This is a genomic window from Pseudomonas kielensis (genome assembly GCF_030505375.1).
GTDB lineage: Bacteria > Pseudomonadota > Gammaproteobacteria > Pseudomonadales > Pseudomonadaceae > Aquipseudomonas > Aquipseudomonas kielensis.
In genome coordinates this window covers 4,917,989-4,942,496 of the sequence record NZ_CP130043.1, presented here as the reverse complement: position 1 = coordinate 4,942,496, position 24,508 = coordinate 4,917,989, and the positions used below count along the sequence as shown (strand labels likewise).

Here is a 24,508-nt window from a genome sequence, read left to right as displayed (position 1 = left end):
TGCTATGAAGGCGGCGGTACTCGCCATCCAGCGCAGGGAGTAGTCAGTGTGAACAGGTCGACAGCGCAGGACGGGGGGCGTTCGCTTGAGCAGATCCTCGAGGACTTTGGCCAGCGTGCCGCGCCGCTGGAGCTCGATCGACAATTGCCCGAGGTCATGCGCCGCTGCCTGGCAGACGGCCAGGCCGACCTGCCGCTGCCCGGCCAGGGCCAGACGCTGCAACGCTGGCGCGCCCTGGCGCAGGTAGCGGGCAACGACCTGGCGCTGCTCAAGCTGTTCGAAGGCCACACCGATGCCAAGGCGATTCTTGCCGAACTGGGTGCCCTGCACTTGGACAGCCCGGGCATCTGGGGTGTATGGGCCGCCGAGCCGCCAACGGCCAGGGTGCGCATCGTCGGTCGGGAACACGGGGCGGTGCAATTGAGCGGGACCAAAGCCTGGTGCTCCGGCGCCCTGCAGATCGACCATGCGTTGCTCACCGCGTGGGGCGAAGACGACCGCCCGCAACTGGTGGCGCTGGCACTGACCCAAGGCGATCTGCGAATCGACAGTGACGACTGGCAGGCCCGCGGAATGGCGACCACCGCCAGCGTCAGTGTCCACCTCGACGGCGCCCGCGCTCACTGTGTGGGGCCCAGCGGTGCGTATGTGCAGCGCCCAGGTTTCTGGCATGGCGGTGCCGGCATCGCCGCCTGCTGGTACGGCGCCGCGCGGACCCTGGCCGAGACCTTGCGCCAAGCCTGCGCCGGACCGCGCAACGACCCCCATGCGCAGGCGCACCTGGGTGCCGTCGATGCCGCCCTGGCCAGCGCAGCGGCCGGGTTGCGCGAGTGCGCGGCGTGGATCGATGCCCACCCCCGGGCCGATGCCGAGTTTAACGTGCGCCGTACCCGCGCCCTGGTGGAGGCTGCAGTGGTCCAGGTGCAATGGCACGTCGGCCGGGCATTGGGCGCCACGCCCTTTTGCCGTGATCCACGGTTCGCCCGGCTGAGCGCGGACCTGCCAGTGTTTATCCGGCAGAGCCATGCCGAGCGCGACCTGGCCGAACTCGGCCGGCAATTGCACGGACGTGATCCGCAAGGCTGGTGTCTATGAGCCAGGACCCGGACCAACTGATTCAAGGTGCCGGCACCTCACTGGCCCAGTGGCAGGCATCGCGCGCCTTGCACGCCGTGCCGTCCTTGCCCCGGGAACTGATCCTGCCCATGGGCAGGCGCCTGGTGGTGGTCGCCCCGCACCCGGACGACGAGGTGCTGATGTGTGGCGGACTGTTGGCCAGCCTGGCCAGCGATTCGCCCTGCCTGCTGTTGATTTCGGTCACCGACGGTGAAGGCAGTCACCCGGGGTCCAGCCTCTGGCCCTCCGAGCGCTTGGGCGCCGAGCGGCCTCGGGAGAGTGCCCGGGCCCTGGCTTACCTGGGCCTGGATGCACAACGATTCGATTGGTTGCGCCTGGGGTTCGCCGACTCCGCGGTCGCCGACAGCGAAACACAGTTGGTGCGGCAACTCTGCGCGCAGATCCGCCCCGGCGACCAGGTGCTCACCACCTGGCGCCACGACGGTCATTGTGATCACGAAGCCGTTGGCCGCGCCTGTGCCAGTGCCTGCCGCGCGCGCCAGGCCCATCTGCTGGAGGTGCCCGTGTGGGCCTGGCACTGGGCTGAACCGGAGGATCGCCGCCTGCCGTGGTTGCGGGCACGCAAACTGCTGGTGGCGCCGCGTTTCCTGGTGCGCAAGCGCCGGGCGATTGCTGCGCACCAGAGCCAACTGTTGGCCGACCCGAGCACCGGTCAGCCGGCCATTCTCCCCCCGGCAGCGCTGGAGCGCCTGCTGCAACCTTTTGAACTGGTGTTTCTATGAGCCTGTCCGCGCCCTACTTCGAACAACTGTTCAGTGCCAATCCGGACCCTTGGGCGTTCCGCAGCCGCTGGTACGAAAAACGCAAACGGGCACTGACCCTCGCCCTGTTGCCCCGCCAACGCTACGGGCGAATCTTCGAGCCGGCCTGCGCCAATGGCGAGCTGAGCCTGGGCCTGGCCGAGCGCGGCGAGCACTTGCTGTGCATGGACCTGAGCCCCACCGCCGTGGCCCTGGCCACTGAGCGCCTGGCCGGGTATCCCACAGTGCAGGTGGTGCAAGGCTGCTTGCCTGAAGAGTGGCCCGAAGGCCTGTTCGACCTGATTGTGCTCAGTGAACTGGGCTATTACCTGGACACTGACGACTGGCGTCAGGTGATCGACCAGGCCCGCGCGAGCCTCAGTCCCCAGGGGGCGATCCTGGCCTGCCACTGGCTGCGGCCGATAGCGGACTGCCCGCAAACCGGGGCGCAGGTCCACGCCATGCTCCAGGCCCATCTGCACCTGCCGCGTGCCGTGCACCACCAGGAACCCGACTTCATCCTCGAGCTCTGGTGCCGAGGCCCCTACCGTCCTGACCTCGAAGAACAAGCCCTATGATCGGCGTCGTCGTCCCGGCTCACAATGAACAGGCCCTGCTCAAACGCTGCCTCGACGCACTGGCCTGCGCCGCCCACGCCGTCGAACGCGGTGGAGAGTCGGTGGCGATCCTGGTGGTGCTGGATGCCTGCACCGACCGCTCGTTAGCCATCGCCCAGGCCTGTGGCGTGCAGACCCTGGTCATCAACGACGCTAACGTCGGGTGCGCCCGCCGGGCCGGTGCAGCCTACATGCTGGACCGGGGGGCGCGCTGGCTGGCCTGCACCGATGCCGACAGCCGGGCGCCCCGCAACTGGCTGCGTCAGCAGTTGGCATTCCAGGCCGATGCGGTGTGTGGCACGGTCAGCGTCGATGATTGGCACCCCGACCATTGCCCGGCGGCGCGCCAGCGCTATCAGGCGCTGTATCAATCCCGGGAAGGCCATCGGCATGTGCACGGCGCCAACCTGGGGGTGTGCGCGGAAGCCTACCGGCGCGTGGGCGGCTTCCGCCCCCTGCCGGCCCATGAGGACGTGTGCCTGGTGAAGGATTTGCAACGCAGCGGTGCCAGCATTGTCTGGACTGCCCTCAACGGAGTGCGCACCAGCAGCCGCGTGGACTGCCGTGCGCGAGGCGGGTTCGGTGACTATCTCAAGTCGCTGGCGGGTGGGGGCTGAGCCGGGCCCAGTGAATGCAAGCGTCTCAGCGCCGGCGCACCACCCGCACGCGGCCGCTGTTGCCTCCGCCGCAGAAGAACTGCTCGGCGCCATCGGACTCCAGGCCCGAGACGCCGACCCCAGCGGGCATGTCGAGGGTCTCCAGGACTTCGCCGCTCTGCGGGTCGATCCGCCGCAGCTCACTCTCTTCACCTTCCCAGGTGCCGTGCCAGAATTCGCCGTCGACCCAGGTCACGCCCGTGACAAAACGGTTCGATTGCAGGGTCCGCAGGATTTTCCCCGAGGCCGGGTCGATCTGGTGAATCTGCCGGTCCTGGTACTCGCCGACCCACAGCGACCCTTCAGCCCAGGTCAACCCCGAATCACTGCCTCCGGGGGCCGGGATGCTGCCCAGCACCCGTCCGCTGGCAGGGTCGATCTTGTGGATCTGATTCCCGGCAATCTGATACAGGTGCTGGCCGTCGAAAGCGGTGCCGGCATCCGCGGCCATGGCGAAAGTATTCAGCGTCTCGCCACTGTCCGGGTCGAGGGCGATCAGGCCCAGGTTGTTGGCGAACCACACGCGCTCACCGTCCCAGGTGACGCCGTGCACACTGTCGACCCCGGGAAAGGGTCCGTACTCGCGCACTATGTTTGCGGCTGACTGTTTCATCGCGACATCCTCGTATGGGTTGGAACCTGCAGCCTAATCACCGGACCAGGGCAGCGGGAGTAACAAAGTGGTCGCGAATCCCGGAATCGGTGGGCGGGTCCAGCGCGCCGCCCGGCCTCGGCCGAACACCTGTGCCTTGCCCTCTGCCGCCAGCGCCTCGAGGGCCCGTTGCACACTGCGCTGACTGATGCCCAACGCCAACGCCAGGGCCGAACTGGACCAAGACTCACCGTCCATCAACAGCGCCAGCACCTCGCTGTGGGGAGCTTCGACAGGCCAGGCCAGGACTGCCAGCGTGCCCGGTGCAGGCAGCACCAGGGCATATCCGCCCTGGGTTGCGGTGACCTGGGCCAGGGGCCGCAACACCGCGCGCAAGCGGCCGATTTCCACCCGCAGACGGGCCCGCAGGGAGTCGTCGCACAGTGTCAGGCGGAACACCCGAGCGATCAGCGTAGCCCTGGGCACCGCCTGCGGCCAGGCTTCGCCGAGAAGGCTGAGCAGCGCCATCAGCACCGGGCGGCCCGCCAGGGAAATCTGCGCGTCAAACTGCTGGACCTGATAACGCCGCGCGTCCAGCACCAGCGCCCCGGACCCCAGCAGCGCCTGGACGGCTTCCAGGTCCAGCAGTCGCTCTGCGCCCTGGCCAAGCAATCGCGCGGCCGGGGCTTGGAGTACCTGCCGGGCGCTTGCCACTTCGGCACTGAGCGCCGGGATTGCGGCCAACCGCGCAGCCTGCTCGGCGTCGGCCAAGGCCAACCGGGCCGCCGGGGCATCCAGGCGCCGGATCGCCAGACCCGCGACAATCAGCCCATGGATCGTGCGCAATCCCGCTGGCAGCGAGCCTGGCTGCAGTGTGGCGAGTTGGCCCTCGGCCGCGTCGAGTTGGCCAATCAGCAACAGCCGCCGGATCTGCAGGTAGCGGGCATGGGCGGCATTGATCCGGTCGCCGTGCCGTTGCAGGCACTCGCGCGCGGCCTCCAGGGCCGGTTGTGGCCAGCCGAGGTCCCGCGCGGCAAAGGCAATTTCCGCCTCGGCCACCACGCAACGCGCCCGCGCCACCCGCTCTTTGGGGTCGAAGTCATGGCTGGCCCGGCGCAGCAGAGCCTTGGCCCGCGCAAAGTCGCCCAACTGCGCCATGGCAATCCCGCGCAGGGCGAGCGCCGGCGGGTCGTCGCGCAAGGCGACGTGCTTGAGTGCCCCCAACGGGTCGCCGACCGCCAGTGCCCGGGCGGCGGCCGTGATCAGCGAATCCATGTCAACCGCTCCCACGCATGCTCTCTGGCCCTGCAGTCTATCTCAGCGGCCACTGGCCCTGCGGTAGGCGAGGCCTGTGGCAAGTTTTTCCCACTGACTTACACTGAAAGACCCATAACGCGGATCATGGTGCTCACCGTTGCCCGGGCAGTCGCTGATGATCTGAGTGAAGCCAGCATGAAAACGCTCACGACCCTGTGCACCACCCTCCTCGCCACCGGCGCCTGCGCGGTGCACAGCGAGTTGGCCTGGGCGGACGCCCTGTACAACACCAGCTTCGAGTGCGCCCAGGCCAGCCTGGTGGTGGAAAAGCTGATCTGCCGCGATCCGCAGCTGGCACGTATGGACCTCGAACTGTACCGCCTGTATCGCCTGGCCCTCACCGATGAGCGCTCGGTGCCGCGCCCGGACAAGGTCATGACCGACCAGCGCTTCTGGGCCCTGGCCCGCAATCAGTGCGCCTCCACCGCCGAGCCCAAGACCTGCATCCGCCAGGCCTATGCCGAACGGGCCCATCAGTTGCGCCAGGGCTCCGCCATCGTCAGGACCAAGGACCCCAGCCGGCTGACCGACGGACCGCTGGCGTTTCATTGCGACGGGCTGGACGCGCTGGTGGCCGCCACCTACTTCAGGGCTGGCCCGGATGTGCTCTATCTGCGCTGGGCCACGACCTCGATCACCCTCACCCAGGTGCCGAGTGACTCGGGGGAGCGCTACAGCGGCAAGGACGCTCGCGGCTATTACAGTTTTTCCCAGAACGGCAACCAGGCGCTGCTGCAGCGCCCGGCCAGCGCACCCTTGAGGTGCACCCTCGAACCCACTGGATAAGCGGGAGGGCGTCATGCGCCAGATAGTCAGTAAAGAACCCTGGTGGGCGCAGCCCCCCCGGCAAGGGCAGGACGAGTCAGAGCTGGAATGGGGCTGGCTGGTGACTTACAACGAAGGCGAACCACGGTTTGAATTCGTCAAGCAACGGCCTTCGCAGGACGAGATCCGTAACCGCAAGAGTTGCCGGATCACGCCTCACGAATGAACACGCGCTAGACGTCGACAATCCGCTGGAAACCGCCGAACACCATGCGTTGGCCATCGAACGGCATCTGGTTGCCCTGCTCATGCACGCGCGGGTCGGCCATGAAGCTGGCCATGCCGGCGTCGCGGGTTGGTCGGTCGGGCCACAGGATCCAGGAAAACACCACGGTTTCGCCCTCCTGCAGTTTCACCGCCAAGGGAAACGACGTCAGCTTGCCCTCGGGCACATCGTCGCCCCAGCACTCACTCACGTTCAGTGCGCCAAACTCCTTGAAGATCTGCGCCATGGTTTCGGCATGGTGGCGGAACGCCTCGCGCTTGGCGGTGGGTACAGCGGCTAGAAAACCATCGACATAGGACATGCTCAGACTCCTGTTGCACATTGGCTGATGGAACGGCTCATGCACTAGTCGACTGGCCCGGCCAATGATCGACAGGCCCGGGGACGGTAGCGACCGACGGTCAGGCGTAACGATTGTCCGGCCACTTAGCGGCAATGATTTGGATCCGCTAATACTCGCTACTGGGCCGAAGCGAATTTTTCACATTGGTTTCACTCCCCTGCCACCTGCCGACGCCTAGAGTGCCCGACATCATTTGTCCTGCGAGCGCCTTGCACGCGCCTTGTCAGGATCATTTCAGTATTGGATTGATGGTCTACAGGTGAACACTGTGGTTATGTCCCGAACACCGAAGTCATCCGGTGCACGTTCCGCTCAACACCCCCTACGCAAGGTGGCCCTCGTCACCCTGGCCCTGTTGGTGGCGGCCTTGGTCATGGGTTTCGTCGCCTGGCCAGTCTCGCCGATGCTCCTGGCGCAAGGCGACCAGGTGCAAAAGGCCGGTATGCTGCAACGCTGGCAGGCCGGGGAAATCGTGGTGCTGGTGCGCCATGCCGAACGCTGTGACCAGTCGAGCAACCCCTGCCTGGGCCCTGCCGACGGCATCACCGAAGTCGGCCGGGACGCGGCCCGGCATGTAGGCCAGGCCTTGGACGCCCTGGGGCTGGCCCACACCGACCTGCTCACCAGCCCGGCCACCCGCACGGTGCAAACCGCGCACTACCTCTCAGCCCAGGAGATTCCCCAGCAGGAATGGCTGGCAGCCTGCGGCGAGACCATGGGCGCCGAGGTGCTGGCGCACAAGACGGCGCAGCGCAATCTGGTGCTGGTGACCCACAGTGGCTGCATCAGCGATTTCGAAGCACAGAACGGCTTCAAGCATGCCAGCAAAGCCGAGTACACCAGCGCGTTGTTTGCGGCAGCGGGTCCAGATGGGAAGTTGCACATACTCGGCACGGTGAATGATGCTGATTGGCCGGACGTGCTGAACAATCAAGTTGCAGAGCAATAGCACAGGGTGTCCCGCGCTTGGGGTGAGTGGCGCCCAGGCAGTCAAGATTATCCACCCCTGCCAAATCCTCTAAATTACTTTATAAATCGTCGATATCGTATTGTTTGATAAGGATTTAATTACAGATCGAAGCGATCTACCGCGCGCCGCCGCTCATTGTCGTCGCGCACATCGTAATTGGCAGTGGTCTGGATATTGCTGTGGTGCGCCAGCTTCTGCGCGATCGACAGGTCGTGTTCCTCGATCACCCGGGTGATGAATGAACGGCGGAAGTCATGGGGCATGATCTTCACGCCTACCTGAGTTCCGCGTTGCCGGGCAATGTAGTAGATCGCGTGCTTGGTTATCCGCTCGCGGGTGATGTGACTGCCACGGCGAATGCGGTTGAACAGGAAGCCATCGTCGGCCTCCCCTTCTTTGAGAAACGAACGCCGCAGTTCCAGCCAGGCCTCGAGCTTGGCAAAGGCCCAGCTCGGCGCGTATTTGATCAACTGTTTGTTGCCCTTGCCCGTGACCTGCAGGCTGCGTTCGGCGAAGTCGACCTGTGCCAGGTCGAGGTTGACCGACTCCGACTTGCGCATGCCCGAGCCGTACAAGATCGCAATGATCGCGGCATCGCGCAGGCCCTGGGGCCGAGGGTCGGCGGCGCACACCGCCATCAGGTCGTGGATCAGGGTGCGCTTGAGGTTGCGCCCCTGGGACAGGCGCGTGCCGGCGATGCCTTTGACCGAGCGCATTTTCAGCAGGTGCTCATGGCTGATCAGGCTCATGCGCCAGGCTTCGTTCATCACCCCCCGTACCGCGTTGACGTACAGGGACGAGGTGTTGGGCGCGTAGCCATCGCTGCGCAACGCCGCCACCAGCGCGATCACATCCTCGGGCTGCAACTGGTGCCAGGGGATGTCTTCCATGTTCAATTCATCAAAACCCAGGCGGTCGGCCGCGTCCTGCAAGACATAACGCAAGGTCAACTGGCTGGAGGGTGCCAGGCGCGCCAGATACAGCGTCAGTGGATTGGGGCGTTGCACGTCGGGTGTCGGTGGGGTATCGGGTAAATCGAACAAACTGAAAGGACCTTTAATGAAAATGGCTCAACAAAGAGGGGTCAGACAGGCTAAACCTGTAGGAAGTTTCTGATAAAAGCTGCATCCCTGGCAGCCCCCTGAACAATTGCTGTAAGCGTCTAAGTTAAACGATCCGGACACCGATTTTTCATGTCACTTTTACATTTCCGCGCTTACTCTCAGCGCTTCCGAATCAGGTTCTGCCTGAGCCAAGCTGCCGGTCCCTGGGAGAAAAGTCAATTCATGGGGTTTTTCACCATTACCGGCTAACCGTTTGATATGGAATATTTTTCTTGAGTTACTCTGTGACAATTTATTCATTTAAGCCGAGCTTTCCACGGAACTCGACACCTCGGTGTTCGATCCCATTGTTCCCTGACATGACTCCCAATGACGTCAAACCCGTAGTGGGCGCCATTGCACAGACCCTGGACCCAAGCCTTTGAAGCCTTATCCAATCCATTGCGTGTCGATCGTTATCCCGGTCTACAACGAAGAAGACAGCCTGCCCGAGTTGTTGCGCCGCACCGAAGCGGCCTGCCGCCAACTCAAGCAGGACTATGAAATAGTCCTGGTCGACGACGGCAGCCGCGACAGCTCCGCACAACTGCTCGAAGAGGCCGCCGCCCGCGACGGCAGCAACGTGGTGGCGGTGATCCTCAACCGCAACTATGGGCAGCACGCGGCGATCATGGCCGGCTTCGAACAGTGCAAGGGCGATCTGGTGATTACCCTCGACGCCGACCTGCAGAACCCGCCCGAGGAAATTCCTCGCCTGGTGGCCCAGGCCGAACTGGGGTACGACGTGGTGGCCACCGTGCGCAACAATCGCCAGGACTCGGCCTTGCGCCGCTATCCCTCGAAGTTGATCAACCTTGCGGTCAAGCGCTCCACCGGGGTCGCCATGAGTGACTACGGCTGCATGCTGCGGGCCTATCGGCGCACCGTGGTCAACGCGATGCTGGCCTGCCGCGAACGCAGCACCTTCATTCCGATCCTGGCCAACAGCTTTGCGCGCCACACCACCGAGATCCTGGTGCAGCACGCCGAGCGCGAGCACGGCGAGTCCAAGTACAGCACCATGCGCCTGATCAACCTGATGTTCGATCTGATCACCTGCATGACCACCACCCCGCTGCGCCTGCTGAGCATCATCGGTTTCAGCATGGCGGCGCTGGGCATGCTCTTCGCCCTCACCCTGATTGTCTTGCGCCTGGCCTTTGGTGCCGACTGGGCCGGTGACGGCATGTTCGTGTTGTTCGCCATCCTGTTCGTGTTCACCGGTGGCCAGTTCATCGGCATGGGCCTGTTGGGCGAGTACCTGGGACGGATGTACGGTGATGTCAGGGCCCGGCCACGGTTCTTCATCGAGAAAGTTTTGCGCAACCAAGCCGCCACGCCGGCTCCCGTTGTCACTGTCGACGGTTTGACTTCCACTTCAACTGATCAGGTTTCGCCATGAGTTCAAACGCTGTTGTTTTTGCCTACCACGACATTGGTTGCGCGGGCATCGAAGCCCTGCTCGAAGCGGGCGTCCGGATAAGCGCGGTGTTCACCCATGCCGACGATCCCAAGGAAAACACTTTCTATGGTTCGGTCGCGCAACTCTGCGCCCGCAAGGGCATCACCGTGCATGCGCCGGAGGACGTCAACCATCCGTTGTGGGTCGAGCGCATCGCCAAACTCAACCCTGACTACCTGTTCTCCTTCTATTACCGCAACCTGTTGAGCGAGCCGCTGCTGGCAACCGCCCGCCAGGGTGCGTTCAACCTGCATGGTTCGTTGCTGCCGGCTTACCGTGGCCGCGCACCGGCAAACTGGGTGCTGGTCAACGGTGAAACCCAGACCGGTGTCACCCTGCACCGCATGGTCAAGCGCGCCGACGCCGGGGCCATCGTCGCCCAGCAAGCGGTCGCCATTGAACGCAACGACACCGCGCTGAGCCTGCACGGCAAGCTGCGCGAAGCCGCCGCCACTCTGCTGCGCGACACCTTGCCCCTGATGCTCCAGGGCAAAACCCGCGAAACCGCCCAGGACGAATCCCGCGCCTCCGTGTTCGGGCGCCGCACCGCGGCCGACGGCAAACTGCTGTGGCAACAACCGGCCGAGCAACTGTTCAACCTGGTGCGCGCCGTCACCCAGCCCTACCCTGGCGCCTTCTGTGCCGTTGGCGAGCACAAATTGATTGTCTGGAGTGCCGAGGTGGCCAAGGGCAATGCGGGCCTGGCACCCGGACGCGTGATCAGTGTCGACCCGTTGCGCATTGCCTGCGGCGAAGACTCGCTGGTGATCACCTTTGGCCAACGCAACGACAACGGTCTGTTCCTCAGTGGCCCGCAACTGGCAGACGAACTGGGCCTGGTCGAGGGCTCCGTGTTGCGCGGCGCCGAATCCGGGCGCAGCCCACGGCGCACCCGGGTGCTGATCCTGGGCGTCAACGGGTTCATCGGCAATCACCTGTCCGAGCGCCTGCTGCGCGACGACCAGTACGAAGTCTACGGCCTGGACATTGGCTCCGACGCCATCGAGCGCTTGCGCAGCCACCCCAATTTCCACTACGTCGAAGGCGATATCAGCATTCACTCCGAGTGGATCGAGTACCACATCAAGAAATGCGATGTGGTCCTGCCGCTGGTGGCCATCGCCACGCCCATCGAATACACCCGCAACCCACTTCGCGTGTTTGAACTGGACTTCGAAGAGAACCTCAAACTGGTTCGCTACTGCGTCAAGTACAACAAGCGCGTGATCTTCCCGTCGACGTCGGAAGTCTATGGCATGTGCCAGGACGAGAACTTCGACGAAGACACCTCCAATCTGGTCGTCGGCCCGATCAACAAGCAGCGCTGGATCTACTCGGTCTCCAAGCAGTTGCTGGATCGGGTGATCTGGGCCTACGGCCAGCAAGGCCTGGATTTCACCCTGTTCCGGCCGTTCAACTGGATGGGCCCGCGCCTGGACCGCCTGGACTCCGCACGGATCGGCAGCTCCCGAGCCATCACCCAACTGATCCTCAACCTGGTGGAAGGTACGCCGATCCGCCTGTTCGACGGCGGCGAGCAGAAACGCTGCTTCACCGACATCGCCGACGGCATCGAAGCCCTGGCGCGGATCATCGACAACCGCAATGGCGCCTGCACTGGCCAGATCATCAACATCGGCAACCCGGACAACGAGGCCAGCATTCGCCAACTCGGCGAGGAATTGCTGCGCCAGTTCGAGGCACACCCACTGCGTGGCAACTTCCCGCCGTTCGCTGGCTTTCGCGAGGTCGAGAGCAAGGCGTTCTATGGCACCGGCTACCAGGACGTGGCGCACCGCAAGCCGAGCATCAAGAACGCCAAGCGCTTGCTGGACTGGACCCCGACCGTGCACATGCGCGAAACCATCGGCAACACGCTGGATTTCTTCCTGCGTGAAGCCATGCTCGAAATCGCGGACAAGCGTTGATGCAGGCAGGCCTTCGAATCGATGTCGATACGTACCGGGGCACCCGCGAAGGCGTGCCCCGGTTGCTCGACATGCTGGATGAGGCGCAGGTCAAGGCGACGTTTTTCTTCAGCGTTGGCCCGGATAACATGGGGCGCCACCTGTGGCGCCTGATCCGCCCACAGTTCCTCTGGAAAATGTTGCGTTCCAATGCCGCCGGCCTGTACGGCTGGGACATTCTGCTGGCGGGTACCGCCTGGCCCGGCAAGCCCATCGGTCGTGACCTGGGGCACCTGATGCGCCGGGCTGCGGACGCCGGCCATGAAATTGGCCTGCATGCCTGGGACCACCACGGCTGGCAGGCCAATGCCGGGCGCTGGAGCGATGCACAGTTGAGCCAGCAGATCCGCCGAGGCGTCGACTGCCTCAGCGATATTCTCGGCCAGGCCGTGGACTGTTCGGCCGCCGCCGGCTGGCGTGCCGATGAGCGGGTGATTGCGGCCAAGCAGGATTTTGCTTTTCGCTACAACAGTGATTGCCGGGGGCACAGCCTGTTTCGTCCGCGCCTGGCCGACGGCAGTCTCGGCACCCCACAGATTCCGGTGGATTTGCCGACGTTCGACGAAGTGGTCGGCCCGCTGGTGGCCGCCGACGGGTTCAACCCATTCATTCTGGACCGATTCAGCCCCTCGCAGCTGAACGTCTACACCGTACATGCAGAGGTAGAAGGGATTCTGATGGCTGAGCATTTCCGTCAATTGCTGGTGCAAGCGCGCATGCGCGACATCGACTTCCAGCCCTTGGGCAACTTGCTGCCCGATGCGCTGGACACCCTGCCTGCGGGGCGGGTCCTGCGGGGCACGCTGGCCGGCCGTGAAGGCTGGCTGGGGGTGCAAGGCGCATGAGCAGACGCTGGATACTGCCGTTATTGTTGCTGGCTTTCGGCCTGTTCTACCTGCTGCCGATGACGTCCCACGGCCTGTGGATTCCCGACGAAACCCGCTACGCCCAGATCAGCCAGGAAATGCTCCTGACCGGGAACTGGGCCTCCCCCCATTTCATGGGCATCCGCTATTTCGAAAAACCGGTGGCCGGTTACTGGATGATCGCCCTGGGCCAGGCGCTGTTTGGCGACAACCTGTTTGGTGTGCGCGTGGCCTCGGCCCTGAGCACTGGCCTGAGCATCGTGCTGACCTACCTGATTGCCCGGCGCCTATGGAGCGACCCACGCAAGAGCCTGACCTGCGCCTTGCTCTACATGAGTTTGTGTGTGGTGGTCGGCCAGGGTGGCTACGCCAACCTCGATCCGCAATTCACCTTCTGGGTCAACCTGAGCCTGGTGGCGTTGTGGCTGGCCTTTGACAGCCAGACACCCCGCGCCCGCCTGGGCTACTGGGCCCTGACCGGCCTGGCCTGCGGTATGGGTTTCATGACCAAGGGCTTCCTCGCCTGGCTGCTGCCGGTGCTGATCGCCCTACCCTACATGGCCTGGCAAAAGCGCTTGCGTGAACTGCTGACCTACGGCGGCGTGGCCGTGGTGGTCGCGGTGCTGGTGAGCTTGCCCTGGGCATTGGCGGTGCATGCCCAGGAGCCGGACTTCTGGAATTTCTTCTTCTGGCATGAACACATCCGCCGGTTTGCCGGTGCCGATGCCCAGCACTCGGAGCCCTGGTGGTACTACTTGCCGCTGTTGCTGGCGTTCAGCCTGCCGTGGGTCGCATTGTTGCCGGTCGCCCTGCGCCAGGCCTGGCAAAACCGGCGCCAGGCCAGCATCGGCTTCCTGCTGCTGTGGCTGCTGCTACCACTGGCCTTCTTCAGCTTGGCCAAGGGCAAATTGCCGAGTTACATCTTCCCCTGCCTGTTGCCGCTGGCGCTGTTGATGGGCGATGCCCTGGTGGATCGCTTGAGAAACCGCCAGACCCGGGTCATCCGCATCAACGCTGCGCTCAATCTGGCACTCGGTGGTTTGGTGCTGCTGGCGCTGGTGTATTTCCAGATCAAGAAACCGCTGTACAACAACGAACCCGAGCACCTGGCGCTGGTCAGCGTTGCCGTGATCGGCTGGCTGCTGTGCAACGCCCTGCAGGCGCTGCGACCCTTGCGACTGTGGGCCGCGCCGGTACTGGGCAGTTGGCTGTTCGTCGCCCTGCTGCCGGCCGGCCTGCCGAACTCGGTGGTCTACAACAAGACCCCGGACCAGTTCATCAACGACCATCTGCAGGAGCTCAGCCAGAGTACCCGCCTGTTGAGTAACGACCTGGGCGCCGCCTCGGCCCTGGCCTGGCGCCTCAACCGCCCGGACGTGGCGCTGTACAACACCGTAGGCGAAGTGAAATATGGTCTGGCTTATCCTGACACCCTGCATCGCCGGGTGGACTTCCTCAAGGTCCCGCAATGGATGAGCGAAGCCCGCCAGCAAGGCCAGGTGGGCGTCGTCATGCGGATCAATGGCCAGGAGCACTACGAAATCGACATGTTGCCCCAGGACTTCAAACGTTATGACCAAGGCAATCTGGTGATCCTGATTTTCCCCAAGAGTCAGCCATGAGCCTGATACTGATCGGGGTCGCCTGCCTGCTGACTTGCCTGGGCCAGGTGGCGCAGAAATACGCCGTGGAAAGCTGGCGTGACCGGCCTTCGGCACTGCTCGACAAACTGCGTTCGCCCTGGCTGTGGCTGGCGCTGGCGAGCCTGGGCCTGGGCCTGCTGGTGTGGTTGCTGGTGCTGCAACAGCTCGATGTCGGGGTGGCTTACCCGATGCTGAGCCTGAATTTTGTCCTGATCACCCTGGTGGCCCGCTTCGTGTTCCATGAAGCGATCGACCGCCAGCATTGGATCGGCGTCGCCCTGGTGATCGCCGGGGTGATTCTGCTCGGGAGGCAACTATGAGCCTGGGTCGTGGAATGGGTTTTGCGATGACCAGCGTGGTGCTGGTCAGCACGGCCCAGTTGGGCATGCGCTGGAGCATGAGCCATCTGCCCCTGCCATCGCAGTGGTGGACGGCCCTGCACGACGGCACGGTCGACCCCTTCGCGGTGGCAGTGGTGCTGAGCGCCATCCTCGCCTATGGGCTGTCGATGCTCTGCTGGCTGCTGGCCTTGCGTGACGTACCGCTGGGACGCGCCTACTCACTGCTGAGCATCAGCTACGCCCTGGTCTACCTGCTGGCGGCCAGCCTGCCACTGTTCAACGAAGACTTCAGCCTGTCCCGCTCCCTGGGGGTGGCCCTGGTCATCCTCGGAGTCATTACCATCAATTCGCGCAGCAACCGTACTTCAGACCTCAGGAATGCCTCATGAAAATCAGTGTAATCGGGAGTGGCTACGTGGGCCTGGTCCAGGCTGCCGTGCTGGCCGAAGTGGGCCACGATGTGGTCTGCATGGACATCGATGAGCAAAAGATTGCGCTGCTGCAGCAAGGGCATGTGAGCATTTTCGAACCGGGGCTGGCCAGCCTGGTACGTGAAGGGCTGGAATCTGGACGGCTGCATTTCAGCACCGACGAAAAACTCGCCATCGAGCACTGCCGGGTGCTGTTCATCGCCGTGGGCACGCCGTCCGACGACGAGGGTGCGGCCGACCTGCGCTATGTGTTGTCAGTCGGCGATGCAGTGGCCCGCCACCGCCAGCAGCCGCTGATCCTCGCCGAGAAATCCACCGTGCCCGTGGGCACTGGCGACACGCTGCGCGCGCACATTGAACGCCAGTTGCACGCAGGCGGGCGCAGCCTGAAGTTCGATATCGTCTCCAACCCCGAGTTTCTCAAGGAAGGCTCGGCGGTCGCCGACTGCCGGCGTCCCGACCGGATCATTGTCGGCTGCGACAGTGACGAAGTCCGCGAAGTGATGCGCGACCTCTATGCGCCGTTCAACCGCAACCACGATCGCATCCTGTTCATGGACCTGCGCAGCGCCGAACTGACCAAGTACGCCGCCAACTGCATGCTTGCGACCAAGATCAGCTTCATCAACCAGATCGCCGAACTGGCCGAACACCTGGGGGCCGACATTGAGTCGGTGCGCCTGGGCATCGGCGCCGACCAGCGTATCGGCTATCACTTCATCTACCCCGGCTGTGGTTATGGCGGCTCGTGCTTCCCCAAAGACATGCGGGCCTTGATTCACAGCGCCCAGCAAGCCAATTGCTCCAGCGACCTGCTGCAAGCGGTGGAAGCGATCAACGAACGGCAAAAACACAAGCTGTTCGAGCGGATCAACGCGTTCTACAACGGCAACCTGGCCGGCAAGACTTTCGCCCTCTGGGGGCTGGCATTCAAGCCCAATACCGACGACATGCGGGACGCCCCGAGTCGCGTCTTGATGGAGGCGTTGTGGGCAGCGGGCGCATCGGTCAGCGCTTTCGACCCAGAAGCCATGCAGGAAACCCAGAAGCTGTACCCGAACGAGACCCGGCTGATGCTGATGGGCACGCCAGAATCAGTCCTCAAGGACGCTGACGCGTTGATCATCTGCACCGAATGGCAGCAGTTCAAGGCCCCCGACTTCGAGTTGATCCAGCAGCGCCTGAAGGCGCCGGTGATTTTCGACGGGCGCAACCTGTACGACGCCGAACGCCTGGCGCGCAATGGCTTCAAGTACTTCCCGATGGGGCGCGGCGAGTCCTGCCATCTGCCGATGCCGCAGCAGCAGTGGCCCGCTGCAGCGGCCATCGCCTAGGCCGTCGCCATGACCTATTCCCTGCGTCGAGCCCACGTCGATGATGCCGACGCCCTACCCGACATCGAGCGCTCAGCGGCACGCCTGTTTGCCCAAGACCCGGAGCTGGCCTGGCTGGTCGACGCCGCGGTGATCAGTGGCCCTGAACATCGCCAGCACATCGCAACATCCCCGGTGTGGGTGGTCGAGGCGGCGGATGGGGGTATTGTCGGTTTTCTCAGCGCGGCTGTGGAGGGCCGCCAACTGCATGTCCAGGAGCTGTCGGTCGGACGTTCGGCCCAGGGCCAGGGCTTGGGTCGCCGGCTGTTGCAGGCGGCGATCGAGCACGCCCGGGACCAGGGGTTGTTGGCAGTGACCCTGACCACCTTCCGTGAATTACCCTGGAACGAGCCGTTCTATCGGCGCTGTGGTTTTGCCACCCTGGCAGCACAGCAGATCGATCCCCACCTGCAGCAACGGCTGGACGCGGAAGCGGCCCACGGCCTGCCCCGTCATCGGCGCTGCGCCATGCGCCTGGACTTGCGCCTCTAGCGACAAACCGTTGCAGGCTCGGCGCACCGGCCGTAATCGGCGGTTGCCTGTGTGGCCTGAGTGCACGCCGGGGGATTTAACTTCAACATTAATGAACTTAAAGCTCATTAATATGAATTTGTCAGGCGGCACGTTGGCCGGCACACTGTGCCGGTTCCTCCCCCAAATGTTGGAACGCTTAAAGGGCTTGCTGGAGAACCAGCCAAGCCCTTCTTTTTGCCTGCCCTTCACCACTGGACCGTTCTGCCCATGTTCGCTCGCTGGATTCCTGCTGCCATCAACACTCGCCCGACCGAATGGAGCCGCGCGGCCATCGGCATGTCGCTGGGCACGCTGCTGAGTGTCTGGGTCTGTGCCCAGGTCTTCGGCATGCCGATTGCCCTGCACTTGATCGGCCCCCTGGGAGCGTCGGCAGTGCTGTTATTCGCCGTGTCATCCGGTGCCCTGGCCCAGCCGTGGTCAATCATCGGTGGCTACCTGTGTGCCACCGTGATGGCGTTGCTGGTGGCTCACGTGCTGGGACGAACCCTGGCCAGTGCTTGCCTCGCGGCCGGCATGGGCTTGATCCTGATGTGCTGGTTACGTTGCCTGCACCCACCGGCCGGGGCCCTGGCACTGCTGATGGTGCTGGCGGATCCGGCAACCATCGCCCTTGACTGGCAGGCGCTGGCCCCGGTGATGCTGGGCGCATCGACCCTGCTGCTGAGCGCCCTGGGGTACAACAACCTGACCCGCATTCGTTACCCCAAGCGCCCCGCCGAGCCTGTACCAATGATCCCGGCGGACCACCCGCCCACCGACAGCCAGGCCATCACCGCCGAAGACCTGAAGGCCGCGCTGGCCGAGCTTGAGGCCTTCTTCGACGTCACCCCCGAAGACCTCGAACAGTTGATCCATGCCAGCGAGCGTCACGCCAAGCGTCGCAGCATCGGCCAGGTACTGAGCGGCCAAGGCTGAATCAGCCCAGGGTCGAGGTCTTGACCATCGCCAGTTCGGGGTGGCTGACCAGTTTGTCGATGTGCAACTCCGGGTCGTCGAACCAGACTTCGGTCAGGACCCGATAGTGCTCCATGTCGCGACAACGCATGCGCAGGCTGTAGTCGAAGGCGCCGCTGATCAGTTGGCATTCCAGCACTTGTGGGCAGGCCCGGACCTTGGCTTCGAAGGCCTTTTGCGCGGCGCGGCCACTCTGGTTCGACAATGCCACCAGCACCAGCAATGACAGGCCGGGGGTCAGTTTTTTCTCGTCGAGAATCGCCCCGTAGCCACGAATCACCCCCAACTGCTCGAGTTTACGCACCCGTTCAAGGCAGGGCCTGGGTGTCAGGTGCACGAGCTCGGACAGCTTTTGATAGGTGATGCGCCCATCGTGGCGCAGCACCTCGATAATTGCCTGGTCGATACGATCAAGCACAATCGACAGATCGCGGATATCCGCCATGTACGTCTTGCCTCACTTCAAACGGCCCGATAGAAATTACTGCATACGTTCACGCTGATTGGCCGGTCGAGAATAGTCGCAGCCCCCAACTGCTCGCCCCTGTTCCAAGTCAAAACGTTCATACAGATTTTCAACGGTGAACTTGTACAGGAAATACCCCTGGCCGCGCACCTCTGTCGACCTGAAACCCTCGACGCTGACGGCTTCAAACCCGTGGCCAGAATGCCAACAGACGTTGCCTTCGAGGTGTCGTTAAGGGCTGAGCAAACAGCGCAGATCGGCTGACATCGGCCGATTCACAGCCGATTCTGTCGCGAATGCCCTATTCACTCAAAAATATCGCCGACGGCCGTTTCGATATTACAAAAATGCACACCTAACCTGCATTCATCCGGGTTGTACATGGCAAATTTGCACTGTTACGATCGACGATCGCCCGCGCCCGGGCATTTCCATAAAGAACAATAAAAGCAGGGAGTTACCGATGACTGCTGAGGTTTTATCTACGCAGGTAAAGGCCATGGATGCCACGCAAAACGAAGTCCTGGCCGAGGTCCGCAACCATATTGGCCACCTGACCCTCAATCGCCCCGCCGGCCTCAATGCCCTGACCCTGGACATGGTGCGCACCCTGCACCGCCAACTCGAGGCCTGGGCCCGGGATTCGCAGGTGCATGCCGTGGTGCTGCGCGGCGCCGGCGAAAAAGCCTTCTGCGCCGGCGGCGACATCCGTTCGCTGTATGACAGCTACCAGGCCGGCGACACCCTGCACGAAGATTTTTTCGTTGAGGAATACGCCCTCGACCTGGCTATTCACCAATACCGTAAACCGGTGCTGGCGCTGATGGACGGTTTTGTCCTGGGCGGCGGCATGGGTCTGGTGCAAGGCGCTGACCTGCGGCTGGTCACCGAGCGCAGCCGCCTGGCGATGCCGGAAGTCGGCATTGGCTATTTCCCGGACGTGGGTGGCAGCTATTTCCTGCCGCGCATCCCGGGCGAACTGGGGATCTACCTGGGGGTCAGCGGGGTGCAGATTCGCGCCGCCGATGCGCTGTATTGCGGCCTGGCCGACTGGTACCTGGCCAGCGAGCAACTGAGCGAGCTGGACCGGCGCCTGGATAACCTCCAGTGGAACGATACGCCACTCAAGGACCTGCAAGGGTTGTTGGCCCAACTGGCGGTGCAGCACCTGCCCGAGCCGCCGCTGCATGCCCTGCGCCCGGTCATCGACCACTTCTTCGCCCTGCCGGACGTCCCGAGCATCATCGAACAACTGCGCAGCGTGACCGTAGCCGACAGTCATCAATGGGCGCTGGACACCGCCAACCTGCTGCAGACCCGTTCCCCGCTGGCGATGGCCGTAACCCTGGAAATGCTCCGTCGCGGCCGCGAACTGAGCCTGGAACGCTGCTTTGCCCTGGAGCTGCACCTGGACCGCCAATGGTTCGCCCGCGGCGACCTGATCGAAGGCGTGCGCGCCCTGCTGATCGATAAAGACAAGAATCCACGCTGGAACCCTGCCTCCGTCCAGGCCTTGGACGCCGAGCACGTGGCCAGTTTCTTCACAGGCTTTGAGCAGAGCGGGAGCTGATTCTCATGCACGACATCGAACTGAGCGAAGAACAAGTGATGATCCGCGACATGGCCCGGGACTTTGCCCGCGGCGAGATCGCACCCCATGCCCAGGCGTGGGAAAAGGCTGGCTGGATCGACGACGCCCTGGTGGCGAAGATGGGCGAACTGGGCCTGCTGGGCATGGTGGTGCCCGAGGAATGGGGCGGCACCTATGTCGACTACGTTGCCTATGCCCTGGCAGTGGAAGAGATTTCCGCCGGCGACGGCGCGACCGGGGCCTTGATGAGCATCCACAACTCGGTGGGCTGCGGGCCGGTGTTGAACTACGGTACAGAGGCCCAAAAGCAGACCTGGCTGGCGGACCTGGCCAGCGGCCAGACCATCGGCTGCTTCTGCCTGACCGAACCCCAGGCCGGTTCCGAGGCGCACAACCTGCGCACCCGCGCCGAACTGCGCGATGGCCAGTGGGTGATCAACGGCGCCAAGCAATTTGTCAGCAACGGCAAGCGGGCGAAGCTGGCGATCGTGTTTGCGGTTACTGACCCGCAGTTGGGCAAGAAAGGCCTGTCGGCGTTCCTGGTACCCACCGACAACCCGGGCTTCATCGTCGACCGCAGCGAGCACAAGATGGGCATCCGTGCGTCCGACACCTGCGCGGTGACGCTCAACAACTGCGTCATCCCCGAAGCCAACCTGCTGGGTGAACGTGGCAAGGGCCTGGCGATTGCGCTGTCCAACCTCGAAGGTGGGCGCATCGGCATCGCTGCCCAGGCCCTGGGCATTGCCCGCGCAGCCTTTGAAGCAGCCCTGGCCTACGCCCGCGACCGGGTGCAGTTCGACAAGCCGATCATCGAGCACCAGAGCATCGCCAACCTGCTGGCCGACATGCACACCCGGCTGAACGCCGCCCGCTTGTTGATCCTCCACGCCGCACGCCTGCGCAGCGCCGGCAAACCCTGCCTGTCCGAAGCCTCGCAAGCCAAGCTGTTTGCCTCGGAAATGGCCGAGAAGGTCTGCTCCTCGGCCATCCAGATCCACGGTGGTTATGGTTACCTGGAAGATTATCCAGTGGAGCGCTACTACCGCGATGCGCGGATCACCCAGATCTACGAAGGTTCCAGTGAGATCCAGCGGATGGTGATTGCGCGGGAATTGAAGAACTACCTGCTGTAAAACCCTGAACCCATCGCGGGCAAGCCCGCTCCCACAAGCTCTTCAATGCTTTGTGGGAGCGGGCTTGCCCGCGATGGTGACCGTCAAAACCCAGGATTACTGACCGACAAACTCCGGCGCACGCTTGGCGATAAACGCCGCCATGCCTTCTTTCTGGTCCTGGGTGGCGAAGGCCGCGTGGAAGACCCGGCGTTCAAAACGCACGCCTTCGGACAGGCTGACTTCGAAGGCGCGGTTCACGCTCTCCTTGGTCATCATGGCAATCGGCAGCGACTTGCTGGCGATCAGGGTCGCGACTTTCAGCGCTTCATCCAGCAGCTCATCCGACGGCACGATGCGCGCCACGATGCCGCAACGCTCGGCTTCCACCGCATCGATCAGGCGACCGCTGAGGCACATTTCCATCGCCTTGGCCTTGCCCACCGCGCGAGTCAGGCGCTGGGTGCCCCCCATGCCCGGCAGGACGCCAAGGTTGATTTCCGGCTGACCGAATCTGGCGTTGTCGCCTGCCAGGATGAAGTCGCACATCAAGGCCAGCTCGCAACCGCCACCCAGGGCAAAACCGTTGACGGCGGCGATGATCGGCTTGCGGCGGTTGGCCACGCGGTCACTGTCGCTGAACAGGTCGTCCAGGTAGATCTGCGGGTAGGTCAGCTCAGCCATTTCCTTGATGTCGGCACCGGCGGCGAAGGCTTTCTTCGAGCCGGTCAGGACGATGCAGCCGATCTGCGGGTCGGCTTCCAGGCCGTCCAGCGCATGGTTCAGCTCACTGACAATCTGTGCGTTGAGGGCGTTCAATGCCTGTGGGCGATTGAGGGTGATCAGGCCCACGCGGCCCTGGATTTCCAACAAAATCGTTTCGTAACTCATGCAAGGGTTCCTTGTTCAAAGATTGCGCGAAATGACCATGCGCTGGATATCGCTGGTGCCTTCGTAGATCTGGCACACCCGCACATCGCGGTAGATACGCTCCAGCGGGAAGTCGCTCAGATAACCGTAACCGCCGAGGGTTTGCAAGGCGGACGAACAGACCTTTTCGGCCATTTCCGAGGCAAACAGCTTGGCCATCGACGCTTCCACCAGGGCTGCCTTGCCGCTGTCACGCAGGGCGGCGGCGTAGTGCACCATCTGCCGGGCAACGGCAATCTGCGTGGCCATGTCGGCCAGACGGAACGCCACGGCCTGATGCTCGATGATCGGTTTGCCGAAGCTTTCCCGCTCACGGGCGTAATCACGGGCGGCCTCGAACGCGGCACGGGCCATGCCCACCGACTGCGAAGCGATCCCGACCCGGCCGCCTTCCAGGTTGGCCAGGGCAATGCGGTAACCCTCGCCCTCCTCCCCCAATCGATTGGCCACGGGCACCTTGACGTCCTCGAACAGGATCTGACAGGTGTCGGAAGCATGCTGGCCGAGCTTGTCCTCGACTCGTGCAACCTTATAGCCAGGCGAATCAGTGGGCACGATAAAGGCACTGATCCCACGCTTGCCGGCGCTCGGATCGGTCACCGCAAACACAATCACCACCCCGGCGTTCTGCCCGGAGGTAATGAACTGTTTGCAGCCGTTGAGCACATAGTGGTCGCCATTGAGTCGGGCGCGGGTTTTCAGGCCACTGGCATCGGAGCCGGCCTGGGGTTCGGTCAAGGCAAAGGCGCCAAGCATCGCCCCGCTGGCCAGTGGCGTGAGGAAACGCGCCTTCTGCTCATCGGTGCCGTACTTGAGGATGGGTACACAGCCTACCGAGTTGTGCACGCTCATGATGGTCGAGCAGGAGCCATCGCCCGCGGCGATTTCCTCCAGGGCCATGGCGTACGCCAGGTAACCGGTGTCGCAGCCGCCCCACTGTTCGGGGACCAGCATGCCGAAGAACCCGAGCTCGGCCATTTGCGCAATGGCTTCCTTGGGGAAACGGTGTTCACGATCCCACTCGGCGGCGAACGGTTTCAAGCGTTCCTGGGCAAACTGCCGGGCCGCTTCGCTGATCTGTAGTTGTTCGTCATTGGGCAGCATAGGGAATCCTTAATCCAGGCATTCAACGGCCATGGCCGTGGCTTCGCCGCCGCCGATGCAGATGGCCGCCACTCCACGTTTCAGGCCTTTCTGGCGCAGGGCCGAGAGCAGCGTGACCAGGATCCGCGCGCCCGAAGCGCCGATTGGATGACCCAGGGCGCAGGCTCCGCCATGCACGTTGACCTTGCTGTGGGGAATGTCCAGCTTGGTCATGGTGACCAGGCTGACCACCGCAAAGGCTTCGTTGATTTCGAACAGATCAACCTCATCCAGCGACCAGCCGGTTTTTTTCATCAGCTTCTGGATCGCGCCCACCGGAGCCACCGGGAACAACCCCGGGGTGTCGGCAAACGCGGCATGGCCATGAATCACGGCCAGGGGCTTGAGCCCACGTTTTTGCGCCTCGCTGCGCCGCATCAGGACCAAGGCCGCGGCACCATCGGAAATCGAACTGGAGTTGGCAGCGGTCACCGTGCCACCTTCGCGGAAGGCCGGCTTGAGGCTGGCGATCTTGTCCAGTTTGGCTTTGGGCGGTTGTTCGTCGTTGGTGATGGTTTTTGGCTCTTTGCCGACCATGACCTGCAGCGGGACGATTTCGGCCGTGAAGCTGCCGTCCTCGATCGCCTGCTGGGCGCGGGTGGTCGAGGCGATGGCAAAGGCGTCCTGGGCCTCGCGGCTAAAGCCGTGTTCCTGGGCGCAATCCTCGGCAAAGGTGCCCATCAGGCGCCCCTTGTCGTAGGCGTCTTCCAGGCCGTCGAGGAACATGTGGTCGATCACGCTGCCGTGGCCCATGCGGTAGCCGCTACGGGCGCGGTCCAGCAGGTACGGGGCGTTGGACATGCTTTCCATGCCACCGGCCACCACCACCTCGGCGCTGCCGGCCAGCAGCATGTCGTGGGCCAGAATCGCCGCCTCCATGCCCGAACCGCACATCTTGTTCAGGGTGGTGCAGCGGGTCGATTTGTCCAGGCCCGCGCCCAATGCGGCCTGGCGTGCCGGGGCCTGGCCGAGACCGGCAGGCAGTACGCAGCCAAACAGCACTTCTTCCACGGCGTCGCTGGACAGGCCCGCGCGCTCGACCGCCGCACGAATGGCGGCGGCGCCCAGTTGGGGCGCCGTCAGGCTCTTGAGATCACCCTGGAAACCGCCCATGGGGGTGCGCACGGCGCTGACGATGACAATCGGATCGTTGTGAGTGGTCATGT

The 24,508-nt window shown here is 63.7% G+C and carries 25 protein-coding genes and 1 pseudogene; 18 read left to right on the top strand and 8 right to left on the bottom strand.

Translation table 11 applies throughout. From position 1 onward, the window contains the following. Positions 1 to 48 precede the first annotated feature (48 nt). Genes Q1W70_RS23015 through Q1W70_RS23000 form a run of 4 tightly spaced genes read left to right on the top strand, consistent with a single transcriptional unit; the run spans position 49 to position 3,111 of the window. Positions 49 to 1,095, top strand: a complete 1,047-nt coding sequence (locus tag Q1W70_RS23015; protein ID WP_166589572.1) for an acyl-CoA dehydrogenase family protein — start codon at positions 49 to 51, stop codon at positions 1,093 to 1,095. Then, positions 1,092 to 1,859, top strand: coding sequence for a PIG-L deacetylase family protein (locus tag Q1W70_RS23010; protein WP_166589571.1), 768 nt, complete (start codon positions 1,092 to 1,094; stop codon positions 1,857 to 1,859). Before Q1W70_RS23015 ends, Q1W70_RS23010 begins: the two co-directional genes overlap by 4 nt. Next, the gene (locus Q1W70_RS23005) at positions 1,856 to 2,455 is read left to right on the top strand and encodes a class I SAM-dependent methyltransferase (RefSeq protein WP_166589570.1); all 600 of its coding nucleotides are present in this window, start codon (positions 1,856 to 1,858) and stop codon (positions 2,453 to 2,455) included. The genes Q1W70_RS23010 and Q1W70_RS23005 overlap by 4 nt, the downstream gene beginning before the upstream one ends. After that, a complete protein-coding gene (locus Q1W70_RS23000; RefSeq protein WP_166589569.1) occupies positions 2,452 to 3,111 on the top strand; it encodes a glycosyltransferase family 2 protein in 660 nt (219 codons plus the stop codon). Before Q1W70_RS23005 ends, Q1W70_RS23000 begins: the two co-directional genes overlap by 4 nt. A 25-nt stretch (positions 3,112 to 3,136) precedes the next feature. Here the strand turns inward: Q1W70_RS23000 and Q1W70_RS22995 are convergent, their stop codons facing one another. Together Q1W70_RS22995 and Q1W70_RS22990 are read right to left on the bottom strand one after the other, a co-directional pair. Next, entirely contained in the window at positions 3,137 to 3,763 is a 627-nt protein-coding gene (locus Q1W70_RS22995; protein WP_166589568.1) for a Vgb family protein, read from the bottom strand. Positions 3,764 to 3,796: 33 nt separating this feature from the next. Next, positions 3,797 to 5,017 carry a MalT transcriptional regulator family protein gene (locus tag Q1W70_RS22990; protein WP_166589567.1) on the bottom strand — a complete coding sequence of 407 codons (1,221 nt, stop codon included), beginning with the start codon at positions 5,015 to 5,017 and terminating at the stop codon, positions 3,797 to 3,799. A gap of 177 nt (positions 5,018 to 5,194) precedes the next feature. Between Q1W70_RS22990 and Q1W70_RS22985 the strand changes: the two genes are divergently transcribed. Both Q1W70_RS22985 and Q1W70_RS22980 read left to right on the top strand, forming a co-directional pair. Next, positions 5,195 to 5,845, top strand: a complete 651-nt coding sequence (locus Q1W70_RS22985) for an MliC family protein (protein ID WP_302098016.1) — start codon at positions 5,195 to 5,197, stop codon at positions 5,843 to 5,845. A gap of 13 nt (positions 5,846 to 5,858) precedes the next feature. Next, positions 5,859 to 6,050 (top strand): hypothetical protein, encoded by a 192-nt coding sequence (locus Q1W70_RS22980; protein ID WP_166589565.1) that lies wholly within the window; start codon positions 5,859 to 5,861, stop codon positions 6,048 to 6,050. A 7-nt stretch (positions 6,051 to 6,057) separates the two neighbouring features. On the opposite strand, the gene Q1W70_RS22975 is transcribed toward Q1W70_RS22980, so the two are convergent. Continuing rightward, entirely contained in the window at positions 6,058 to 6,411 is a 354-nt protein-coding gene (locus tag Q1W70_RS22975) for a DUF1428 domain-containing protein (protein ID WP_166589564.1), read from the bottom strand. 316 nt (positions 6,412 to 6,727) lie between these two features. Here Q1W70_RS22975 and pmrG point away from each other — a divergent pair, with 316 nt between their 5' ends. After that, positions 6,728 to 7,402 carry a lipopolysaccharide core heptose(II)-phosphate phosphatase PmrG gene (gene pmrG / locus Q1W70_RS22970; protein ID WP_185817940.1) on the top strand — a complete coding sequence of 225 codons (675 nt, stop codon included), beginning with the start codon at positions 6,728 to 6,730 and terminating at the stop codon, positions 7,400 to 7,402. 119 nt (positions 7,403 to 7,521) lie between these two features. On the opposite strand, the gene Q1W70_RS22965 is transcribed toward pmrG, so the two are convergent. Next, a complete protein-coding gene (locus Q1W70_RS22965) occupies positions 7,522 to 8,412 on the bottom strand; it encodes a site-specific integrase (protein WP_302098907.1) in 891 nt (296 codons plus the stop codon). 496 nt (positions 8,413 to 8,908) lie between these two features. Here Q1W70_RS22965 and arnC point away from each other — a divergent pair, with 496 nt between their 5' ends. The 9 genes and pseudogenes from arnC to Q1W70_RS22920 all read left to right on the top strand — a co-directional run bounded on the left by arnC (position 8,909) and on the right by Q1W70_RS22920 (position 18,058). Then, complete coding sequence (gene arnC, locus Q1W70_RS22960; RefSeq protein ID WP_182340427.1) at positions 8,909 to 9,928, top strand: undecaprenyl-phosphate 4-deoxy-4-formamido-L-arabinose transferase; 1,020 nt, start codon at positions 8,909 to 8,911, stop codon at positions 9,926 to 9,928. Beyond that, positions 9,925 to 11,916 carry a bifunctional UDP-4-amino-4-deoxy-L-arabinose formyltransferase/UDP-glucuronic acid oxidase ArnA gene (gene arnA, locus Q1W70_RS22955; RefSeq protein WP_166589562.1) on the top strand — a complete coding sequence of 664 codons (1,992 nt, stop codon included), beginning with the start codon at positions 9,925 to 9,927 and terminating at the stop codon, positions 11,914 to 11,916. The genes arnC and arnA overlap by 4 nt, the downstream gene beginning before the upstream one ends. After that, a complete protein-coding gene (gene arnD, locus Q1W70_RS22950) occupies positions 11,916 to 12,800 on the top strand; it encodes a 4-deoxy-4-formamido-L-arabinose-phosphoundecaprenol deformylase (protein ID WP_166589561.1) in 885 nt (294 codons plus the stop codon). Before arnA ends, arnD begins: the two co-directional genes overlap by 1 nt. Then, positions 12,797 to 14,443, top strand: a complete 1,647-nt coding sequence (gene arnT, locus Q1W70_RS22945) for a lipid IV(A) 4-amino-4-deoxy-L-arabinosyltransferase (RefSeq protein WP_166589560.1) — start codon at positions 12,797 to 12,799, stop codon at positions 14,441 to 14,443. Before arnD ends, arnT begins: the two co-directional genes overlap by 4 nt. Beyond that, positions 14,440 to 14,784 (top strand): 4-amino-4-deoxy-L-arabinose-phosphoundecaprenol flippase subunit ArnE, encoded by a 345-nt coding sequence (gene arnE, locus Q1W70_RS22940; RefSeq protein ID WP_166589559.1) that lies wholly within the window; start codon positions 14,440 to 14,442, stop codon positions 14,782 to 14,784. Before arnT ends, arnE begins: the two co-directional genes overlap by 4 nt. Further along, positions 14,781 to 15,194 carry a 4-amino-4-deoxy-L-arabinose-phosphoundecaprenol flippase subunit ArnF gene (arnF, locus tag Q1W70_RS22935; protein ID WP_166589558.1) on the top strand — a complete coding sequence of 138 codons (414 nt, stop codon included), beginning with the start codon at positions 14,781 to 14,783 and terminating at the stop codon, positions 15,192 to 15,194. Before arnE ends, arnF begins: the two co-directional genes overlap by 4 nt. After that, positions 15,191 to 16,614 (top strand): annotated as a pseudogene (locus Q1W70_RS22930) (UDP-glucose dehydrogenase family protein). The gene arnF and the pseudogene Q1W70_RS22930 overlap by 4 nt, the downstream one beginning before the upstream one ends. Then, complete coding sequence (locus Q1W70_RS22925; protein ID WP_166589556.1) at positions 16,580 to 17,101, top strand: GNAT family N-acetyltransferase; 522 nt, start codon at positions 16,580 to 16,582, stop codon at positions 17,099 to 17,101. The pseudogene Q1W70_RS22930 and the gene Q1W70_RS22925 overlap by 35 nt, the downstream one beginning before the upstream one ends. Positions 17,102 to 17,350: 249 nt before the next feature. After that, positions 17,351 to 18,058 (top strand): HPP family protein, encoded by a 708-nt coding sequence (locus Q1W70_RS22920; protein WP_166589555.1) that lies wholly within the window; start codon positions 17,351 to 17,353, stop codon positions 18,056 to 18,058. 1 nt (position 18,059) lies between these two features. Here the strand turns inward: Q1W70_RS22920 and Q1W70_RS22915 are convergent, their stop codons facing one another. Continuing rightward, positions 18,060 to 18,542: an Lrp/AsnC family transcriptional regulator gene (locus tag Q1W70_RS22915; protein WP_166589554.1), complete on the bottom strand. Its 483-nt coding sequence runs from the start codon at positions 18,540 to 18,542 to the stop codon at positions 18,060 to 18,062. 484 nt (positions 18,543 to 19,026) lie between these two features. Between Q1W70_RS22915 and Q1W70_RS22910 the strand changes: the two genes are divergently transcribed. Both Q1W70_RS22910 and Q1W70_RS22905 read left to right on the top strand, forming a co-directional pair. Beyond that, positions 19,027 to 20,133: an enoyl-CoA hydratase/isomerase family protein gene (locus Q1W70_RS22910; RefSeq protein WP_166589553.1), complete on the top strand. Its 1,107-nt coding sequence runs from the start codon at positions 19,027 to 19,029 to the stop codon at positions 20,131 to 20,133. Between the two features lie 5 nt (positions 20,134 to 20,138). Continuing rightward, entirely contained in the window at positions 20,139 to 21,290 is a 1,152-nt protein-coding gene (locus Q1W70_RS22905) for an acyl-CoA dehydrogenase family protein (protein WP_095171480.1), read from the top strand. A 96-nt stretch (positions 21,291 to 21,386) separates the two neighbouring features. On the opposite strand, the gene Q1W70_RS22900 is transcribed toward Q1W70_RS22905, so the two are convergent. From Q1W70_RS22900 to Q1W70_RS22890, 3 genes are read right to left on the bottom strand one after another with little or no spacing between them, the layout of a single operon-like run. Continuing rightward, complete coding sequence (locus tag Q1W70_RS22900; protein ID WP_166589552.1) at positions 21,387 to 22,160, bottom strand: enoyl-CoA hydratase; 774 nt, start codon at positions 22,158 to 22,160, stop codon at positions 21,387 to 21,389. Positions 22,161 to 22,175: 15 nt separating this feature from the next. Further along, positions 22,176 to 23,303: an acyl-CoA dehydrogenase gene (locus Q1W70_RS22895; RefSeq protein WP_166589551.1), complete on the bottom strand. Its 1,128-nt coding sequence runs from the start codon at positions 23,301 to 23,303 to the stop codon at positions 22,176 to 22,178. 9 nt (positions 23,304 to 23,312) lie between these two features. After that, complete coding sequence (locus Q1W70_RS22890) at positions 23,313 to 24,506, bottom strand: acetyl-CoA C-acyltransferase (RefSeq protein ID WP_166589550.1); 1,194 nt, start codon at positions 24,504 to 24,506, stop codon at positions 23,313 to 23,315. Between the last annotated feature and the right edge of the window lie 2 nt (positions 24,507 to 24,508).

Bases quoted from the DNA above. Each gene is read 5' to 3' on its own strand.
- Q1W70_RS22975 (WP_166589564.1), bottom strand. From the start codon at position 6,411: ATGTCCTATGTCGATGGTTTTCTAGCCGCTGTACCCACCGCCAAGCGC.
- Q1W70_RS22900 (WP_166589552.1), bottom strand. From the start codon at position 22,160: ATGAGTTACGAAACGATTTTGTTGGAAATCCAGGGCCGCGTGGGCCTG.
- Q1W70_RS22990 (WP_166589567.1), bottom strand. From the start codon at position 5,017: ATGGATTCGCTGATCACGGCCGCCGCCCGGGCACTGGCGGTCGGCGAC.
- arnF (WP_166589558.1), top strand. From the start codon at position 14,781: ATGAGCCTGGGTCGTGGAATGGGTTTTGCGATGACCAGCGTGGTGCTG.
- arnE (WP_166589559.1), top strand. From the start codon at position 14,440: ATGAGCCTGATACTGATCGGGGTCGCCTGCCTGCTGACTTGCCTGGGC.
- Q1W70_RS22985 (WP_302098016.1), top strand. From the start codon at position 5,195: ATGAAAACGCTCACGACCCTGTGCACCACCCTCCTCGCCACCGGCGCC.
- Q1W70_RS22895 (WP_166589551.1), bottom strand. From the start codon at position 23,303: ATGCTGCCCAATGACGAACAACTACAGATCAGCGAAGCGGCCCGGCAG.
- Q1W70_RS23000 (WP_166589569.1), top strand. From the start codon at position 2,452: ATGATCGGCGTCGTCGTCCCGGCTCACAATGAACAGGCCCTGCTCAAA.
- Q1W70_RS23010 (WP_166589571.1), top strand. From the start codon at position 1,092: ATGAGCCAGGACCCGGACCAACTGATTCAAGGTGCCGGCACCTCACTG.
- Q1W70_RS23005 (WP_166589570.1), top strand. From the start codon at position 1,856: ATGAGCCTGTCCGCGCCCTACTTCGAACAACTGTTCAGTGCCAATCCG.
- Q1W70_RS22995 (WP_166589568.1), bottom strand. From the start codon at position 3,763: ATGAAACAGTCAGCCGCAAACATAGTGCGCGAGTACGGACCCTTTCCC.
- pmrG (WP_185817940.1), top strand. From the start codon at position 6,728: ATGTCCCGAACACCGAAGTCATCCGGTGCACGTTCCGCTCAACACCCC.
- Q1W70_RS22915 (WP_166589554.1), bottom strand. From the start codon at position 18,542: ATGGCGGATATCCGCGATCTGTCGATTGTGCTTGATCGTATCGACCAG.
- Q1W70_RS22890 (WP_166589550.1), bottom strand. From the start codon at position 24,506: ATGACCACTCACAACGATCCGATTGTCATCGTCAGCGCCGTGCGCACC.
- Q1W70_RS22980 (WP_166589565.1), top strand. From the start codon at position 5,859: ATGCGCCAGATAGTCAGTAAAGAACCCTGGTGGGCGCAGCCCCCCCGG.
- arnA (WP_166589562.1), top strand. From the start codon at position 9,925: ATGAGTTCAAACGCTGTTGTTTTTGCCTACCACGACATTGGTTGCGCG.
- arnT (WP_166589560.1), top strand. From the start codon at position 12,797: ATGAGCAGACGCTGGATACTGCCGTTATTGTTGCTGGCTTTCGGCCTG.
- Q1W70_RS22925 (WP_166589556.1), top strand. From the start codon at position 16,580: ATGACCTATTCCCTGCGTCGAGCCCACGTCGATGATGCCGACGCCCTA.
- Q1W70_RS22910 (WP_166589553.1), top strand. From the start codon at position 19,027: ATGACTGCTGAGGTTTTATCTACGCAGGTAAAGGCCATGGATGCCACG.
- Q1W70_RS22920 (WP_166589555.1), top strand. From the start codon at position 17,351: ATGTTCGCTCGCTGGATTCCTGCTGCCATCAACACTCGCCCGACCGAA.
- arnD (WP_166589561.1), top strand. From the start codon at position 11,916: ATGCAGGCAGGCCTTCGAATCGATGTCGATACGTACCGGGGCACCCGC.
- Q1W70_RS22905 (WP_095171480.1), top strand. From the start codon at position 20,139: ATGCACGACATCGAACTGAGCGAAGAACAAGTGATGATCCGCGACATG.